The sequence below is a fragment of the Paraburkholderia franconis genome (genome assembly GCF_009362735.1).
GTDB classification, from domain to species: Bacteria; Pseudomonadota; Gammaproteobacteria; order Burkholderiales; family Burkholderiaceae; genus Paraburkholderia; species Paraburkholderia franconis.
The window spans coordinates 19,062-35,287 of sequence record NZ_WHNP01000018.1; the positions used below are offsets into that span (position 1 = coordinate 19,062).

The 16,226-nt window shown below is 62.8% G+C and carries 20 protein-coding genes; 6 read left to right on the top strand and 14 right to left on the bottom strand.

Annotated elements, in window-relative coordinates:
- Positions 1-101: 101 nt before the first annotated feature.
- From GCT13_RS20115 to GCT13_RS20135, 5 genes are all read left to right on the top strand, one after another.
- Positions 102-650, top strand: a complete 549-nt coding sequence (locus GCT13_RS20115) for an iron transporter (protein WP_152760878.1) — start codon at positions 102-104, stop codon at positions 648-650.
- Positions 651-725: 75 nt separating this feature from the next.
- A complete protein-coding gene (locus GCT13_RS20120) occupies positions 726-1,058 on the top strand; it encodes a cupredoxin domain-containing protein (RefSeq protein ID WP_152760880.1) in 333 nt (110 codons plus the stop codon).
- 64 nt (positions 1,059-1,122) lie between these two features.
- A complete protein-coding gene (locus GCT13_RS20125; RefSeq protein WP_152760882.1) occupies positions 1,123-1,968 on the top strand; it encodes an FTR1 family iron permease in 846 nt (281 codons plus the stop codon).
- Entirely contained in the window at positions 1,965-3,371 is a 1,407-nt protein-coding gene (locus GCT13_RS20130; protein WP_152760884.1) for a 4Fe-4S binding protein, read from the top strand. The genes GCT13_RS20125 and GCT13_RS20130 overlap by 4 nt, the downstream gene beginning before the upstream one ends.
- 43 nt (positions 3,372-3,414) lie before the next feature.
- A complete protein-coding gene (locus GCT13_RS20135) occupies positions 3,415-3,822 on the top strand; it encodes a GlcG/HbpS family heme-binding protein (RefSeq protein ID WP_321574488.1) in 408 nt (135 codons plus the stop codon).
- Positions 3,823-4,122: 300 nt separating this feature from the next.
- On the opposite strand, the gene hemP is transcribed toward GCT13_RS20135, so the two are convergent.
- From hemP to GCT13_RS20155, 4 genes are all read right to left on the bottom strand, one after another.
- Complete coding sequence (gene hemP, locus GCT13_RS20140; protein ID WP_152761108.1) at positions 4,123-4,410, bottom strand: hemin uptake protein HemP; 288 nt, start codon at positions 4,408-4,410, stop codon at positions 4,123-4,125.
- Between the two features lie 139 nt (positions 4,411-4,549).
- Entirely contained in the window at positions 4,550-5,041 is a 492-nt protein-coding gene (locus GCT13_RS20145) for an SRPBCC family protein (RefSeq protein WP_087739934.1), read from the bottom strand.
- 37 nt (positions 5,042-5,078) lie between these two features.
- On the bottom strand, positions 5,079-5,477 hold the full coding sequence (locus GCT13_RS20150; RefSeq protein WP_152760886.1) for an OsmC family protein: 399 nt from the start codon (positions 5,475-5,477) through the stop codon (positions 5,079-5,081).
- 160 nt (positions 5,478-5,637) lie between these two features.
- Positions 5,638-6,510 (bottom strand): pirin family protein, encoded by an 873-nt coding sequence (locus tag GCT13_RS20155; RefSeq protein ID WP_152760888.1) that lies wholly within the window; start codon positions 6,508-6,510, stop codon positions 5,638-5,640.
- 122 nt (positions 6,511-6,632) lie between these two features.
- Here GCT13_RS20155 and GCT13_RS20160 point away from each other — a divergent pair, with 122 nt between their 5' ends.
- Complete coding sequence (locus tag GCT13_RS20160; protein WP_152760890.1) at positions 6,633-7,613, top strand: LysR family transcriptional regulator; 981 nt, start codon at positions 6,633-6,635, stop codon at positions 7,611-7,613.
- A 424-nt stretch (positions 7,614-8,037) separates the two neighbouring features.
- Here the strand turns inward: GCT13_RS20160 and GCT13_RS20165 are convergent, their stop codons facing one another.
- The 10 genes from GCT13_RS20165 to GCT13_RS20205 form a co-directional block, all read right to left on the bottom strand.
- Positions 8,038-8,457, bottom strand: coding sequence for an ExbD/TolR family protein (locus tag GCT13_RS20165; protein WP_152760892.1), 420 nt, complete (start codon positions 8,455-8,457; stop codon positions 8,038-8,040).
- 17 nt (positions 8,458-8,474) lie between these two features.
- Positions 8,475-9,206, bottom strand: coding sequence for a MotA/TolQ/ExbB proton channel family protein (locus GCT13_RS20170; RefSeq protein WP_152760894.1), 732 nt, complete (start codon positions 9,204-9,206; stop codon positions 8,475-8,477).
- 38 nt (positions 9,207-9,244) lie between these two features.
- Complete coding sequence (locus GCT13_RS20175; RefSeq protein WP_152760896.1) at positions 9,245-9,997, bottom strand: energy transducer TonB; 753 nt, start codon at positions 9,995-9,997, stop codon at positions 9,245-9,247.
- Between the two features lie 36 nt (positions 9,998-10,033).
- A complete protein-coding gene (locus GCT13_RS48445) occupies positions 10,034-10,207 on the bottom strand; it encodes a hypothetical protein (RefSeq protein WP_193727706.1) in 174 nt (57 codons plus the stop codon).
- A 30-nt stretch (positions 10,208-10,237) separates the two neighbouring features.
- Positions 10,238-10,474, bottom strand: a complete 237-nt coding sequence (locus tag GCT13_RS20180) for a (2Fe-2S)-binding protein (protein ID WP_087736062.1) — start codon at positions 10,472-10,474, stop codon at positions 10,238-10,240.
- Positions 10,475-10,767: 293 nt separating this feature from the next.
- Entirely contained in the window at positions 10,768-11,661 is an 894-nt protein-coding gene (gene murI / locus GCT13_RS20185; protein ID WP_407670822.1) for a glutamate racemase, read from the bottom strand.
- A 122-nt stretch (positions 11,662-11,783) separates the two neighbouring features.
- On the bottom strand, positions 11,784-12,263 hold the full coding sequence (gene bfr / locus GCT13_RS20190) for a bacterioferritin (RefSeq protein WP_152760900.1): 480 nt from the start codon (positions 12,261-12,263) through the stop codon (positions 11,784-11,786).
- 171 nt (positions 12,264-12,434) lie between these two features.
- A complete protein-coding gene (locus GCT13_RS20195) occupies positions 12,435-13,958 on the bottom strand; it encodes a fumarate hydratase (RefSeq protein WP_152760902.1) in 1,524 nt (507 codons plus the stop codon).
- Between the two features lie 55 nt (positions 13,959-14,013).
- The gene (locus tag GCT13_RS20200; protein WP_193727707.1) at positions 14,014-14,577 is read right to left on the bottom strand and encodes a TIGR00645 family protein; all 564 of its coding nucleotides are present in this window, start codon (positions 14,575-14,577) and stop codon (positions 14,014-14,016) included.
- A 340-nt stretch (positions 14,578-14,917) separates the two neighbouring features.
- Positions 14,918-15,817 carry a DMT family transporter gene (locus GCT13_RS20205; RefSeq protein ID WP_152760906.1) on the bottom strand — a complete coding sequence of 300 codons (900 nt, stop codon included), beginning with the start codon at positions 15,815-15,817 and terminating at the stop codon, positions 14,918-14,920.
- Between the last annotated feature and the right edge of the window lie 409 nt (positions 15,818-16,226).

Sequence of the window (16,226 nt, forward strand, 5' to 3'; positions counted from 1 at the left end):
TTGGCGAAAGACGTGAAGAAATGCGCATGCGAAACCTCTTCGATGCGCTTTTCCGTTTTCAGCTTTTCCTTGCTTCAGTCTAAAAAAACAAAGGAGTTTCAATGCGCGTTTCGTCAATTCTGAGCGGCGGGGTTGCTGTCCTCGCTGCCGTCGCCGCGATGTCGGCGTCGGCAGCTGAATATCCGATCGGCAAGCAGCAGATCCAGGGCGGCATGGAAATCGGCGCCGTGTATCTGCAGCCGATCACAATGGATCCGGAAGGCATGATGCGTAAGGCATCGGATTCCGATGTCCACCTCGAGGCCGACATCCATGCAGTCAAGAAAAATCCGACTGGTTTCGCGGAAGGCGACTGGATGCCTTATCTGCAAGTGCGCTACGAGCTGACCAAGCCGGGTTCGAGCTACGACCAGAAGGGCGATCTGATGCCGATGGTCGCCGACGACGGTCCGCACTACGGCGACAACGTCAAGCTCGCCGGCCCGGGCAAGTATCACCTGAAGCTGATCGTCGAACCGCCGATGCAGACGGGACATATGGCGTTCGGCCGTCACGTCGACAAGGAAACGGGCGTCGGTCCGTGGTTCAAGCCGTTCACGATCGAATACGATTTCGCGTTTGCGGGAATCGGCAAGAAGGGCGGTTACTGATCTCCGTCGATCGCATCGCGATCCCCAATGAAGTGAGCGGCGCGTTAGAGCGCGCCGCATTTCCAGGAAGGGTGCATGAGAGTCAACAAGAAGATCGCCGTTCTGGCCTTGGTGGCATCGTTCGTCGGGCTGGCGCACGCGGACGAAGCCGTGACGTTCAAGCTGGAAATGACGGACGGCAAGCTGAATCCGGCGCGTATCGAAGTGCCCGCCGGCAAGCGCATCAGAATCGAAGTGAAGAACACGGGTAAAGGCGCGGCGGAATTCGAGAGCGTCGAATTGCGCAAAGAGAAGGTTCTGGCGCCGGGCGCCGAATCGGTCGTCGTGATCGCTCCGCTCGATCCCGGCACGTACAAGTTCTTCGACGATTTCCATCAACAGGCGCAGGGCGTGATCGTCGCCAAGTGACGTCGTCGCGGCAGCACGAGCTGTAACACGGACGCGCGGCGTCTACAAGCAGTTGGAGGTTTCGATGGGTCAGGTAGTGTTCATCGTTTGGCGGGAGAGCGTCGAGGCGCTGCTCGTCGTCGGGATTCTGTACGCGTGGCTGAAGAATGGCGACGAGCAGGCGCGCCATGGTCTGCCGTACCTGTGGGCGGGCGTGGTTGCCGGCGTGCTGGCCGCGATCGGCCTGGGCGCGGCGCTGGTCGGGTTCACCGAGGTGCTGTCGGGCGATGCGCAAGACTACTTCCAGACCGCGATGGTGCTGATCGCTTGCGTGCTGATCGTGCAGATGGTGCTGTGGATGAAATCGCACGGACGCACGCTCAAACGGGACATGGAACAGTCGCTCAAGAAGAGCACGCAGGACGCGAACTGGTGGGGCATCGCAGTGCTCGTCGCGCTTGCGATCGCGCGTGAGGGCAGCGAGACGGTGATCTTCCTCTACGGCCTCGGCTTCGGCCAGTCGGGCCATGTAGACGCGAGCCAGGTGATTGCCGTGATCGTCGGCCTCGGCCTTGCGTTCATCACGTTCTACGTGCTGCAGCTGGGCGGCAAGATCTTTTCGTGGCGGCTCTTTTTCCGCATTACCGAAATCATGCTGCTGTTCCTCGGCGCGGGTCTGTTTCAGACGGGCGTAGACAAGCTGATCGACAAGGAAATCCTGCCGACCGTCGTCGACCGGCTGTGGAACGCGTCGATGATTCTCGACGACTCCAGCACGTTCGGCTCGCTCGTCGCGACGCTCACCGGCTATCGCGCTCATCCGGCGTTGATGAACCTGATCACCTACGCGCTGTACTGGGCCGTCGTCTGGCTGCTGCTGCGCCGCGCGAAGCGTGGCCCGGCGCGGCAACCCGCGGGGCGCGCGGCATGAGCAGTGTCGTTGCGAATCGCCGCAGCCGGCTTGCGGAAGTCGGCAACTGGATGCAGCGCCACGGCGCTGTCATCCGCGGCATTCAGTGGGTGGTCGTTGGCGTCTACGCATTTCTGATTCTCGTGCCCGCGTTCACCGAACTGCCGGGCGACACCGCGCACCTGTGGAACAACCTGACGCTCGCCGCGCAGTTCGTTTTCTGGGGCATCTGGTGGCCGTTCGTGCTGCTGTCGATGGTGATGCTCGGACGCGTCTGGTGCGGCGTGCTGTGCCCCGAAGGCGCGCTTTCGGAGTTCGCGAGCAAATACGGACGAGGCCGGGCGATTCCGCACTGGATGCGCTGGGGCGGCTGGCCATTCGTCGCATTCGGCCTGACGACGATCTACGGCCAGATGGTCAGCGTCTACCAGTATCCGAAAGCGGTCTTGCTGGTGCTCGGCGGTTCGACGTTGGGCGCGATGGTCATCGGATTGCTCTATGGCCGTGAGAAGCGGGTCTGGTGCAAATACCTGTGCCCCGTGAACGGGGTCTTTTCGCTTCTGGCGCGCCTCGCGCCGTTTCATTACAAGGTCGATGAAGACGCATGGCGCCGCTCGTACAAGCAGGGTGAGCATGGTCATCGCGTGATTCCCATCAACTGCGCGCCGCTCGTGCCGTTGCGCAACATGAAGGGCGCATCGTCGTGTCATATGTGCGGCCGTTGCAGCGGGCATCGCGACGCGATCGCGCTGACATGGCGCAAGCCGTCGTCGGAAGTGGTCGATCTCGGCGACAAGCAGGCGAGCGCCTGGGACACGGCGTTGATCCTCTACGGCCTGCTCGGCATCGCGATCGGTGCGTTCCACTGGACGGGCTCGCCGTGGTTCATCGACGTCAAGCAGACGCTCGCGACATGGCTCATCGATCACGACATCATGTGGCCGCTCGACACGAATGCGCCGTGGTTCGTGTTCACACACTATCCGGAGCAGAACGACGTTTTCTCGTGGCTCGACGGCGGGATGATCATCGGCTACATCCTCGCGACGGGCGCTTTCTACGGCACTGCGTTGCTCGCGCTGTTGGCGGGCGCGGCGCGTACGCTGGGCCGCTTCGACATGACGCGCCTGCATCATCTCGCGCAGGCGCTGATTCCGATTGCGGGCACGGGCGTGTTCCTCGGGCTATCCGCGACGACGCTGTCGCTGCTGAAGGCCGAGCATGTGCCGATCGACTGGGCTTCGGGTGTGCGCATCGCGATTCTCGTGATCGCGAACGCGTGGAGCGCGTGGCTCGCGTGGCTCGTGACGTGCCGCTACACAGCGCACATTTTGCAGCGCGGGCTCGCGATGGTATGGTTCATGGCGGCATTGGCGGTCGTCGATAGTGCGTGGTGGCTGATGTTCTGGGGCTGGACGCACTGAAGGCGCGCCGCGTTTTCCACCGCGTTTTCCAGCGAGGCAGCCTGTGAGAACCAAACCCGTACTGACCGACGAAGACGTCAAGAAAATGGCGGCCGCCGCCGAGGCGCATGCGGTAGCCAATCACTGGATCGTGACGATCGCCATCCTCGACGATGGCGGTCATCTGCTCCATCTGCACCGGATGGACGGCGCCGCGCCGGGTACGGTCGAAATGGCGACCGCGAAAGGGCGCACGGCCGTACTCGGGCGCCGCGAAACCAAGGTCTACGAAGACGTGATCAAGCAGGGCCGCACAGCGTTTCTGAGCGCGCCGATCACGGCGATGGTCGAAGGCGGCGTGCCCATCATCGTGGACGGAGAGACGGTCGGCTCGATCGGCGTATCGGGCGTGAAATCCGAGCAGGATGCGGCGATAGCGCGCGCGGGTATCGCCGCGCTGGAGATCGGCTGACACGTTTATCTTGTCGTCGGCTCAGGCTTGCGATTCTTCGGACACGCCTTCAAAGACAAAAGCCGCGCGGATGTGTTCACCCACACGGCTTCATATCGTTTGAACGTCGCGCGATTCGTTGCGCGCGCTTTGCGGTGCGATTCGCGGTGAGAACGCAAAAAAGCGGCCTGGCTGGCTGAGACGGCTGGCTTGATGTCTGCACGAAGGGGTCTAGATCTCGCGTGCAAGCCGTCGTGGCTGGCTAGTGCCCAACACCTCTCGGAGAGGTGGTCCCCACAATACCCGGTTCTACTGCAATCGTTACTTGGTCAGAATCAGCTTACCCAGACGCGTCGCGCGCAGCTGATACGTCTCGCCGTTATGCACGATGCTCACGTGGCTGCGGCCCTGAAGCAGCGCGTCGCTCGTCAATACGCGCTCAGTTGGCTCGGCGGCCTGTGCGGCGTTACTGCTGCTGTCGCCATTGTCGTTGCCGGTGCGGCGTTCGGCGGGCGCCGTCGTGACGGACTTCGCCGGGCGGCCGTTCGTCAGTGCCGCGGCTGCGGGGCGGCGCAGGCTGAGCGTGGAAGAGCGCGTCGTGTTCGTCATGCTTGCCATTGGTTCGTCGATTTGTTGGATTTATTCTAAATGATAACCATTCCTATTCACAAGGCTGCGAAATCAATCGGCAAGACGTTTCGATAGGCAGGGGATTGCGCCGCACGGAGCGTCCGGCGGCGCGCAGGATTTAATGCAGCTGGTCAGGCGTATTGCGCGCGCTGACGTACTGGCGGATCAGGCGGACCGTGTCGATGTCCGACTCGCGATACGCCGATTTCACGATCTCTTCCGTCTGACGCGCATCGGGATCGCCGTTGTCGTCGGCGGAGGGCAGGCTCGTTTTGTACTCGAAGCGCAAAAAGAGCTGCAACTCGTCAGGCTGCTCGATTGTCATCGTCAGCGAACCGCCGACGTATTCCGCCGTCGCGAGGATGTCATAACGCACGCTGTCCTTCGGCGTGAGCGTCACGCGATCGCGTACGGTCGCCTGGCCGTAGTGCAGTTCGCGCTCCATCGTGCTGTCGGTGCGTGACAGGATCGAGCAGCTGTCGAGGCCGATGACGAACAGCTGCGGCTGCTCGGCGCGCAGCACGAGCCCTTCCCACAGTTGCTCGCGCGTCAGCGCTTCGACGAGCGGATTCAGCGGATCGTTAATCTGGATCAGATGTTCGAAGTTCAAGACGGCAGCTTCCTTCTAAAGCCCAAGGTTTATAGCGTCAAGCAACAGCCAGGCCCGTACGGATCGAAATCGGATTGCTGAGGATCTTGTGCACGGGGCACGAATTGGCAATCTGCAGAAGCCGTTCCTGCTGCTCGTCGGACAGATCGCCCGTCAGCACGATCTGGCGGTCGATGGCCGTGCCGTCGCCTTCTTTCTGGATCGACAGCGTCACGCGCACTTCTTCGAGCGGCCAGCCTTTGCGCTGCGCATACATCTTCAGCGTAATCGACGTGCACGCGCCGAGGCTCGACAGCAGCAACGAGTTCGGCGTGGGGCCGCGATCGGCGCCGCCGAGCGACTCGGGTTCGTCGGCGATCCACGTATGCGCGCCGTCGTCGAACATCACCTGATAATTCGTCGAGCCGATGTGTGCCGTGACCTTCGTGTCTGCCATGCGCGCTCCTTGTACGGGGAAAGGTGAGCCGCGCGCCGCGTATCACGCGGCGCGCGGCTCAGGTTGCTTTTCTCAGGTTGCTATTGTGAACGAATTTGCTGCGATTCGCGGATTGAGCGCGCCGCGCGAAAAACCGAAACCTCAGGGCTAGTAGGGCGCTTCAATGCGTGATCTGTCCCATGCGGCCCGCCTGATAGTCGATGACGGCCTGACGGATTTCGTCCTCCGTATTCATCACGAACGGGCCATAGCGCACGACAGGCTCGTTGAGCGGCACGCCGCCGAACAGCAGCACGTCGAGCGGCTCGTCGCCAGCGGCCATCGTCACCGTGTCGCCATCGTTGTCGAACACGATCATCTGCTGCGGTCCGATTTCGAGCTGCTCGTCGCTATAGAAGCCTTTGCCCGAGAGCCCATAAGCGAACACGCGATAGTCGCGCGGTACCGGGTGCGCGATGCGCGCGCCCGGCTGCAGCGTGAAATGCTGATACAGGATCGGCGTGCGCGTCTCGATTGCGGCCGTTGCGCCGAGCGCCTCGCCGGCAATCACTTTCACGCGCACCTTGCCGTCGTCGGATGTCGCGACGGGAATATCTGCCGACGGCATCTCCTGATAACGCGGCGCGATCATCTTGTCGCGCTTCGGCAGATTCACCCACAGTTGCAGACCGTGCACGCGGCCTCCCGTCGCGATGAACGACGGGTCCGGCATTTCGCTGTGGACGACGCCGGAACCGGCCGTCATCCATTGGACATCGCCCGCGCGCAGCGTGCCCGAGTGGCCCGCCGAGTCCTTGTGGCCGAACTGGCCTTCGAGCACGTACGTCACCGTTTCGAAGCCGCGGTGCGGGTGATCGGGGGCGCCTTTCGCCTCGCCGGGCGCGTAGTCGACGGGGCCCATTTCGTCGAGCAGCAGAAACGGATCGAAGTCCATCAACATGCGTGTCGGAAACGGGCGGTGGACGACAAAGCCACCGCCTTCAACCGTGCGAACGGAAGGGTACGTGCGTTCGATCGTGCGGGTCGCGCTCATCAAAGTCACCTCGAAAAATGGGGAATAGCGTTATTTCTGAAACATGCGACTATTATATGGACCGTTTTTGGCCGAAACAGGCCACCTATCGCAATGGATTGTTCTGCTAGTGAAACGGTGACATGAAGATCGATTCGCATAACCTGAACGACCTGATGTACTTTTCGCAGGTCGTCGAACATGGCGGGTTTTCCGCCGCCGAACGCGTGCTCGGCATTTCGAAGTCACGTCTGTCGCGGCGCCTGACCGAACTGGAGGCGTCGCTCGGTGTGCGTCTGCTGCAGCGCTCGACACGCAAGCTCGCGCTGACGGAAGCGGGGCAACTGTTCTACCAGCACTGTCAGGCGATGCTTTCCGAGGCGCAGGCGGCCGTCAACGTCGTGCAGCAGCTGCGCTCGTCGCCGCGCGGCACGGTGCGCGTCAGCGTGCCCGTGACGATCTCGCAGACCATCCTGTCGCAGATCCTGCCGGAATTCATGCATCGGTATCCCGAAGTGCGCGTCGTGATGCGCGTGACGAACCGCGTCGTCGATCTGTTCGAAGATTCGATCGACGTTGCGTTGCGGGTGCGCTCCGACCCGCCGGAGAACGCGAATATCGTCGTGCGGCCGTTGTGGCGCACGCAGCAGATGCTGGTCGGCGCGCCGAGCCTGCTGAGCCAGAATGCGCCGCCGCTCGCGCCCGCCGATCTGAACCGTTTCGAGACACTCGACACGCCGACGGGCGACGGCCGCCACGTCTTCAATCTGATCGCGCCCGACGGCACGCGTCACGCGCACGAGCACGAACCGCGCCTCGTGACGGCCGACCTGATGATGATCACGGAAGCGGCGCTCGCGGGTGTCGGCATCGCGGCGCTGCCAGAGATGATGTATGGCGCCGCGTTGCGCAGCGGACGCCTGTCGCCTGTGATGCCGGGCTGGACGCTGCCGTCGCCGCAGCTGTACGCGGTGTTCCTGTCGCGGCAGGGCATGGTGCCGGCCGTGCGGACTTTCGTCGATTATCTGGTCGAGATGCTCGATCCGGACACGGGCAAGCATATCCAGCAGGAATGTCCGGAGCGCGAAGCGAAGCCGCTGCGTCTGAAGGCGGAAGTTCTCTGACACATCACATCGGATCGCATCGCGCCGTGTCCACGCGAGCGAACGTGAACATAGCGCACGCCACACGGCAAATATCGTTTTTGCCATTTAAGCGCGAACGGCGATGGATACTTTCAATGGCCGCAGGCTTGTACGCACGCGCCCGCGGGCTTATATTGAAATCCCTTCGCTAAGGAGTGTCCTATGCGAAAACTGACGGCCGCTTTGATAGTGAGCCTGATAGGGCTGACCGCGCTGTCCGTGTCAACCACGGCTGCTGCATGCGGTGATCAGATCCAGAGCAGAAGCGATGGTAAATGATCCCGCCGCCCGAAGGCGCCGAGTGCGCACGAAAAAAGGCCTTCATCCGACGATGAAGGCCTTTTACATTTAGCCCTGAAAAACAGGGCTTTTCTTCGAAGAATGACGAACGCGGGCGGCGCGCTCAGTGCGCTTTCGGCTGCGTGACGAAGCCGATCTTCGTCAGGCCGCCCGCCTGGGCCGCCGACATCACGTCGGCCACCTTCTCGTACGCAACCTTGCGGTCCGCGCTCAGATGCAGCTCCGGCTGTGGGTTCTGCTGCGCAGCGGCGGTGATCTTCGCCTGCAGCGTGTCGTCGGAGATTTTCTGGTCGTCCCACAGCACGTTGCCGTCGGCGTCGATCGACACCGTCACCTGCGCCGGCTTCGTGTCTTCCTTCTGGCTGCTCGCGTGCGGCAGGTCGATCTTCACCGCGTGGCGGATCACCGGAATCGTCACCATGAAGACGATCAGGAGAACCAACATGACGTCGACGAGCGGCGTCATGTTGATTTCGTTCATCAGGCCGTCGTCATCGTCGCCGGCAAAAGGGCTCATTGCCATCGCTGTGCCTCGCTTATTTAGTTGGCGCGGGACGCGAGCCGAAGACCGTCTCCGCGTTTCGTCGACGACAGGCGCGCGCCCGTCACGAAGAACGCATGAAGGCCATGAGCGAAGCGGCTCAGCTTGCTGACGATCGCCTTGTTGGCGCGCGTGAGCGCGTTGTAGCCGAGCACGGCGGGAATCGCGACGAAGAGACCGAAGGCCGTCATGATGAGCGCCTCGCCGACGGGGCCCGCGACCTGATCGATCGACGACTGGCCCGTCGCGCCGATGGTCAGGAGCGCGTGATAGATGCCCCACACAGTACCGAACAGGCCGACGAACGGCGCCGTGCTGCCGATCGACGCGAGAATCGCGAGGCCGCTCTGCATGCGCGCGATGCTGTCGTCCATCGTGTCCTTCAGGCAGCGCGTGACCCAGTCCGACACATCCATGCGGTCGTGCAGGTGCGGCTGCGTCTGATGATGATGGTCGGCGGCTTCCTGGCCTGACAGCGCAAGCGCCAGGAACGGGTTTTCAGCCGGCGACGACGTATCGCTGCCGAGCTTCTTCACGCCGTCGCTGAAGTCGTCCGAATGCCAGAACGCCTGCTCGGCGTCTTTCGTCAGACGCTTGAGACGCATGACGTTCCAGCTCTTGATGAAGATCACGCTCCAGGACAGCATCGACATGATGAGCAGTGCCAGCGCGATGCCGCGCGTGACGAAATCCCCTTGTGCCCAGACGTGGGCAATACCGTAGTTCTGCATGGCAATTCCTTTTCTTCTTTGAAATCTGTTCCGGCGGATCAATTGCTAAGACTGAAGGCGAAAGGCTGTGTGTACGCGGCGCGGATGGCCTCGCCGTTCTCCAGATACGGCTTGCATGAACTGGAGTGCATCGCGTCGAGCGCGGCCTGGTCTAGGCGATCGTAGCCGCTGCTCTTTTTCAATTCGATGTTCTCGATCTTGCCCGTCAGCCCGACGACGAAGTGGACCATTGCCGTCCCCGTCTCGCCGCGTCGGCGCGAAAGAGCGGGATAGTCGGGCTGGACGATGCTGCAATCGAGGTGCGACACGTTCTTCGGCGCGGACAGCGTCATCGTCGGCTTGCCGACGGCAGGCGCGGCGGGCGCAGTTGGCGTCGCGGGGGCGGGCGCGGCAGGCGCGGGCGGAGCCGGCGGCGCAGGCTCGGCGGGCGTGGTGATCTCATGCTGCGACGGCGCCTGCGCAACGGGCAGCGGCGTCGGTGTGGGCTTCGGCGTCGGATGCGGCTGCACCTTCGGCTTGACCTTCTGCACGGGCGTGGGCTTCGGCGGAGGTGGCGTCGGGATCGACTGGATCGCGGCGGGCGCGGCGACGGGCGCCGGGCTGATCAGCTCGGCCGTGATCGTGCGCGATTCGATCGGTTTGGACGGCGTCGCTTCACGCATCGTGAACGCGACGGCGAGCGCAACGACATGCAGTCCGATGACGATGCCCGTCACCGTGACGACACGCGGATTGATTCGGGCGGAAGCGTGTGGCGCGAAGCCGGTTGGGAGAGTAGGCGTGGCCTGCATGTTAGCGTGGCGGCGCGCCGTCGATGCAGCACGGCGTCATTTTCGGAATATCAGCAGTGAAATGCACAGGGTGGTCACGAAACCGATCAGCAATTCCATTTCGAACTCCTCGAAGAATGGCGTCGCTGGCTGGTCTCGGACTGGCTTGCTGACGGCGGAAAGAAAACTGAAAGCGCGTGCGATGCTAGCGCGCTTTTCAGCGCGCAACATGAAGATGCGTCAAGGCTGACGAACGCGGAGTCAGGCGGCCTTGCGTTCGTAGAACGTCAGCGGCACGGCTTGCGTGTGGTGTTCGACGCCGCAACGGCTCGCGCAGACGCCGCTTTCGGCCATCACATCCCGCACGGATTGTTCGCACTTGCCGCAGCACATCGCGACGCCCAGCTCGAACTGAAGTTCGTCGAAGGTATCGATGCCCTCGGCGATCGAGGCGCGGATCTTCCGGTCGGATACAGACTTGCACACGCAGACAATCATGACAGCTCGCGATAGCTAACGTTAATGCGAATTATTATCATTATGTTCAGGCGCTTTGGCAAGCGTTCGTCGCAAATTTTTGTAACAAAACCAGCTTGGTGGAAGGGGTTCGTTGCAGCGGCCTTTATGTGGCGCGGGTGCCGCCGGCTTGCGGCGAGTGGGTGCCGTGCGGGCTTTTGCCGCAGCGGGCGGGCGTTGGGAGCGCGTATCTCTTGCGACCGACGGTGGCACTGTACAGCCGGCGCAGTGCATCAAAATCGGAAATATTGCGCGCGCCTGCTACCGGAATCAGGTCAGGCGGCGTGCGAATCCGTGGCGGCCGTACGACGCGAAGGAATATGCACGCGCTCGACGGGCGCGTCGATCTGTAGCAGTGTCGCCGCAAGCTGCCTGAGATGCGCGCCGTCGCTGGTCGAGCAGAAGCGGGGCTGGGGTGCGGCGTCGCGCCCGGGCGAACTCAGCCCTTGCTGGTCGAGCACGCGCTCCAGTTGACGCGCAATCGCGATGCTCGTGTCGATCAGCGTAAGCCGGTCGCCGGCGATATCGCGGATCGCGGCGTCGAGAAACGGATAGTGCGTGCAGCCGAGCACGAGCGTATCGGCGCCGGCATCGAGCATCGGCTGGATGTAGCTTTCGAGCAGCGCGCGCAGTTCCGGCGAGCCGATATCGCAGCGTTCGACAGCCTGCACGAGCCCATGGCCCGGCTGGCACAGAAAACGGCAGTCGGCGGCGTGGCGTTCGAGCAGCGCCTGAAAGCGTGCGCTGCGCAGCGTCACCTGCGTGGCGAGCACGCCTGCCACGCGCGAGCGCGATTGCAGCGCCGCGGGCTTTACGCCCGGCTCGACGCCGATCAGCTGAATGGGCAGCTTCTCGCGCACCAGTGCGATCGACTGCGCCGTCGCCGTGTTGCACGCGACTACGAGCGCTTTCGCCCCTTGCGCGACGAGCCATTCTCCAATCGCCAGCGTGCGATCCGCGATGAAGTCGTCGTCGCGCTCGCCATAGGGCGCGTAGAGCGAATCCGCGACATAGATGATCGCTTCGTTCGGCAGTTGCGCGCGCACCGCGCGCAACACCGACAGGCCGCCCAGGCCCGAGTCGAAAATGCCGACGGGCGCGCGCGGATCGAGCGAGGGAATCGCAGGCAGCGAAGAGAGCGCAGAGGAGGCGGGGGGCGAAGCGGTCATGGATTCAATGGAAGCCATATAAGAAAATCCGCGCAGCGCGTTCGAAAGACGTTGCGCGGATCGAACCGCAGAAGTGTAGCAGGAGTCACAGGCGTGGCGATGCCACCATCTTGCACGCGATCTTATTCTTCGGGCGAATCCATCGCCGACTGCTGATAATTCTGGATGCCGACCTTGTCGATCAGATCGAGTTGCGTTTCGAGCCAGTCGATGTGCTCTTCGGTGTCGTCGAGAATCGTCGTGAAGATTTCACGCGACACGAAATCGCGCACCGACTCGCAATAGGCGATCGCCTCCTTGCACGTGCCCTGCGAGATCTGCTCGAGCTTCAGATCGCATTCGAGGATTTCCTTCGTCTCTTCGCCGATCAGCAGCTTGTGCAGATCCTGCAGATTCGGCAGGCCGTCGAACATGAAAATGCGCTCGATCAGCATGTCGGCGTGTTTCATCTCGCCGATCGATTCGTCGTATTCATGTTTGCCAAGCTTGTCGAGACCCCAGTGCTTGTACATGCGTGCGTGCAGGAAGTACTGGTTGATCGCGGTCAGTTCGTTCTTCAACTGGGCGTTCAGATATTCGATGACCTTTTTATCGCCTTGCATGATCTTTCCCTCGTTGGAGCCTGGTTTCCCAAGAACAATAAACGGCTGAACCCGAAAAGCCAAGGACGAATGCGGTTGATGAGAATTGCTCACGCAATTGTGTTGCGTTCTGCGTGAGCAAATAAAAAGCCGGGACTATAACGCCCCGGCTTCCGTAAAAACAAACCGACGTCAAGCCGTCGCGACGGGGATCTTGCCGATCTTCGCCTGCCATTCCTTCGGGCCCGTCTGATGCACCGACGTGCCGTTCGAATCGACGGCCACCGTCACGGGCATGTCCTGCACGTCGAACTCATAGATGGCTTCCATGCCGAGGTCTTCGAACGCGAGCACCTTCGCGCTGCGGATCGCCTTCGACACCAGATACGCAGCGCCGCCCACGGCCATCAGATACGCGGCTTTGTGCTTCTTGATCGCGTCGATCGCGACGGGGCCGCGCTCGGCCTTGCCGATCATCGAGATCAGGCCGGTTTGCGCGAGCATCGTCTCGGTGAACTTGTCCATGCGCGTTGCCGTGGTCGGGCCAGCAGGGCCGACCACTTCGTCGCGCACCGGGTCGACGGGGCCGACGTAGTAGATCACGCGGTTCGTGAAGTCGACGGGCAGCTTCTCGCCCTTCGCGAGCATGTCGGCGATGCGCTTGTGCGCGGCGTCGCGGCCCGTCAGCATCTTGCCTGACAGCAGCAGCGTCTGGCCCGGCTTCCACGACGCGACTTCTTCAGGCGTCAGCGTGTTCAGGTCGACGCGCTTGCTCGTTTCCGTGTTGGGCGCCCACGTGACCTTCGGCCATGCGTCGAGCGACGGCGCTTCGAGCTTCGCGACGCCCGAGCCGTCCAGCGTGAAGTGCGCATGGCGCGTGGCCGCGCAGTTCGGGATGATCGCGATCGGCTTCGATGCGGCGTGCGTCGGCGCAGCCATGATCTTCACGTCGAGCACCGTCGACAGGCCGCCCAGGCCCTGCGCGCCGATACCGAGCGCGTTGACCTTCTCGTGCAGCTCGACGCGCAGCTCTTCGATCCAGTCCTTCGGGCCGCGCGCGATGATGTCCTGAATGTCGATCGGGTCCATCAGCGATTCCTTCGCCATGACCATCGCCTTCTCGGCCGTGCCGCCGATACCGATGCCGAGCATGCCGGGCGGGCACCAGCCGGCGCCCATCGTCGGCACGGTCTTCAGGATCCAGTCGACGATCGAGTCCGACGGGTTCAGCATCGCGAACTTCGACTTGTTCTCCGAGCCGCCGCCCTTGGCCGCGACCTGCACGTCGACCTTGTCGCCCGGCACGATCTCGTAGTGGATGACAGCCGGCGTGTTGTCCTTCGTGTTCTTGCGGCCGCCTTCGGGCGGGCTCACGATCGACGCGCGCAGCACGTTGTCGGGGTGCGTGTAGCCGCGGCGCACGCCTTCGTTGATCATGTCGGTGACGCTCATCGTCGCGCCGTCCCAACGCACGTCCATGCCGACCTTCACGAACACCGTGACGATGCCCGTGTCCTGGCAGATCGGGCGCTTGCCTTCGGCGCACATGCGGCTGTTCGTGAGAATCTGCGCGATGGCGTCCTTCGCGGCGGGGCTCTCCTCGAGCTCGTACGCGCGGCCGAGTGCCTGGATGTAATCGAGCGGATGGTAATAGCTGATGTGCTGCAGCGAGTCCGCAATACTCTGGATCAGGTCTTCCTGTTTGATGACGGTCATGGCTAGGCTCAGTGGGGTGGCGCTCGTTATCGCGACTGCGCGGCTGCGTGGTCGGTCATGCGCTTTCAGGGGAGTGGGAAATCTTCTGCTTCAACGTGCGCGCTGCTGCGGGCTCGTGGAAATGCTCAGGGTGCGTGTGCGTCGTGAGGCGGTCGACGAAGGCCATCGCCAGCGCGGACACGAGGAACGCGATGTGGATGATCACCTGCCACATCACGGCATGCGTCGTGTGCTGGTCCGGATCGATGAAGGTCTTCAGCAGATGGATCGACGAGATGCTGATGAGCGCCATCGACAGCTTCACCTTCAGCACGCCCGCGTTCACATGGTCGAGCCATTCGGGCTCGTCGGGATGGCCCTCGACGCCGAGTCTCGACACGAACGTTTCATACCCGCCGACGATCACCATGATCAGCAGGTTCGAGATCATCACCACGTCGATCAGGCCGAGCACGACGAGCATGATGCTGGTTTCGTCGAGCGTCATCGACGCGGTGACGAGGTGCCACACTTCCTTCAAAAACAGCACGACGTACACGCCTTGCGCGACGATCAGGCCCAGATAGAGCGGCACTTGCAGCCAGCGGCTCATGAAGATCACGGAGGGCAGCGGGCGCATGCGTCGATGCTTGCCAGAAGGAACGGGGCGCAGGGCGGTCATGGGTCGTCGGCGTAGTGTGTTGGCGCTTGATGGTGGCGAATGACAGCGGGCACGGGCGCGCTCGCATCGACGACGGCGGATCACGCGGAAAGCGAACAACCGACGTTCAGGCGGCCGGCGATGAAACCGGCGGGCGCAGCGCGCTGGGCGCGTTATTGTACAGCGTGATGTGTGACGGCCGTGTCGAAGCGGGCAGGAGCGGGTACAAGCGGGCACGAGAGCCGGCGCGGCGCTGCGCGAGGCCATGTATGAGGCCGATGTATGAGGCCGATGCGCAAGGCCATGCGTGACGCCGATGCTACGACGCGACGGGCGGCACGCGCCTGACCTTGAGGCTCGCGAGCGCGATGCCCGCGATCACGCACGCGAGCGCGACGCCGTGCGCGAGCGTCGGTCGTTCGTCGAGGAACACGATGCCGTAGACGGCGGCCGCGACGGGCAGCACCGCGCTGAACACGCCCGCAAGGCTGCCCGGCACGTGGCGGATGCCCTTCATCCAGAGCCAGAACGAGAAGATGCTCGCCGACAGCCCGTACCACAGCACGAGCGCCCAGATGCTGACGGGCGCGCTCACATAGTCGAACTTGAACAGCGCCGACACGCCGAGCGGCAGCATCAGCAGCAAGCCGAACAGGTGCGTGTACGCGCAGATATCGATGGGCGCGAGCGTCTGCGTGAGGCGGCGCGACAGGATCACATACAGCGATTCGCAGCACACGGCGCCGAGCACCATCAGATTGCCGGCGAACGAGCTTGTGCTCGCGGCGCTCGTGGCGTTGCCGGCGTGCGCGAGATTGATGACGACCACGCCGGCGATCGCGAGCGCAATCGAGGCCAGCGCCCGCCCATCAGGCTTCTCTTTCAGGAAGATCCACGAGAACAGCGCGACGACGGCGGGTATCGTGCTCGTGATGACGCCCGCCGCGACGGCGCTGGTCCGGTGCACGCCGTTGAGCATCAGCAGCGTAAACCCGAATGTGCCGAAGAGGGCCTGCAGGAACAGATTGACCCATTCGCCCGCTTTCACGCGGCGCAGCTTGCTCACGCGCAGCAACGGCCACAGCACGGCCATCGCGATCACGAAACGCAGCAGGGCGAACAGGGGAACGGGAACGAACGCGACAATCGACTTGCCAATGCCGACGTTGCTGCCGACGAGCAGCATCGCGGCAATGAGAAACAGTGAATAGCGGTTCAAGCTGGAATCCATGTGGCTAGTTCAGTTAGCATTGTAAAAGGGCGCATAACTACGGTGCAAAGCGACGCAATTGCACTAGGACGTGTGCAAGACACGCGAGCGACAGGTAGGCTCGATGTTTGCGGTGTTTGCAATGTGCTTGCATCGCGACGCGTTGGCTGTCATGGCACCTGGTGTTTTGCCTGACGCGCAGCCGGTCCGCGCGTAAGTACGCGGTAAGTTGCAACGCTTATCGTGGGAAGCGATCGAAGCCTATTGAACGGGCAGGCGGCCCGCGCGATGTTGCGACGCCGCACCTGCCGTTTGCCGATTCGCTGTGTGCCCGCCGTTGCGAACGGGCACGAGGGTGGGAGACACGCCGCGGCCGATGTCACGCGCGGCGCCACTATGACGACACGGAGCGACGCCT

Excerpts from the sequence above, each read along its gene's own strand:
- GCT13_RS20160 (WP_152760890.1), top strand. The coding sequence starts at position 6,633 with ATGAAGATCGATTCGCATAACCTGAACGACCTGATGTACTTTTCGCAG.
- GCT13_RS48445 (WP_193727706.1), bottom strand. The coding sequence starts at position 10,207 with ATGTTGCGCGCTGAAAAGCGCGCTAGCATCGCACGCGCTTTCAGTTTT.
- GCT13_RS20180 (WP_087736062.1), bottom strand. The coding sequence starts at position 10,474 with ATGATTGTCTGCGTGTGCAAGTCTGTATCCGACCGGAAGATCCGCGCC.
- GCT13_RS20175 (WP_152760896.1), bottom strand. The coding sequence starts at position 9,997 with ATGCAGGCCACGCCTACTCTCCCAACCGGCTTCGCGCCACACGCTTCC.
- GCT13_RS20155 (WP_152760888.1), bottom strand. The coding sequence starts at position 6,510 with ATGAGCGCGACCCGCACGATCGAACGCACGTACCCTTCCGTTCGCACG.
- GCT13_RS20115 (WP_152760878.1), top strand. The coding sequence starts at position 102 with ATGCGCGTTTCGTCAATTCTGAGCGGCGGGGTTGCTGTCCTCGCTGCC.
- GCT13_RS20130 (WP_152760884.1), top strand. The coding sequence starts at position 1,965 with ATGAGCAGTGTCGTTGCGAATCGCCGCAGCCGGCTTGCGGAAGTCGGC.
- GCT13_RS20170 (WP_152760894.1), bottom strand. The coding sequence starts at position 9,206 with ATGCAGAACTACGGTATTGCCCACGTCTGGGCACAAGGGGATTTCGTC.
- GCT13_RS20150 (WP_152760886.1), bottom strand. The coding sequence starts at position 5,477 with ATGGCAGACACGAAGGTCACGGCACACATCGGCTCGACGAATTATCAG.
- GCT13_RS20165 (WP_152760892.1), bottom strand. The coding sequence starts at position 8,457 with ATGGCAATGAGCCCTTTTGCCGGCGACGATGACGACGGCCTGATGAAC.
- GCT13_RS20120 (WP_152760880.1), top strand. The coding sequence starts at position 726 with ATGAGAGTCAACAAGAAGATCGCCGTTCTGGCCTTGGTGGCATCGTTC.
- GCT13_RS20195 (WP_152760902.1), bottom strand. The coding sequence starts at position 13,958 with ATGACCGTCATCAAACAGGAAGACCTGATCCAGAGTATTGCGGACTCG.
- murI (WP_407670822.1), bottom strand. The coding sequence starts at position 11,661 with ATGACCGCTTCGCCCCCCGCCTCCTCTGCGCTCTCTTCGCTGCCTGCG.
- bfr (WP_152760900.1), bottom strand. The coding sequence starts at position 12,263 with ATGCAAGGCGATAAAAAGGTCATCGAATATCTGAACGCCCAGTTGAAG.
- hemP (WP_152761108.1), bottom strand. The coding sequence starts at position 4,410 with ATGACGAACACGACGCGCTCTTCCACGCTCAGCCTGCGCCGCCCCGCA.
- GCT13_RS20200 (WP_193727707.1), bottom strand. The coding sequence starts at position 14,577 with ATGCGCCCGCTGCCCTCCGTGATCTTCATGAGCCGCTGGCTGCAAGTG.
- GCT13_RS20125 (WP_152760882.1), top strand. The coding sequence starts at position 1,123 with ATGGGTCAGGTAGTGTTCATCGTTTGGCGGGAGAGCGTCGAGGCGCTG.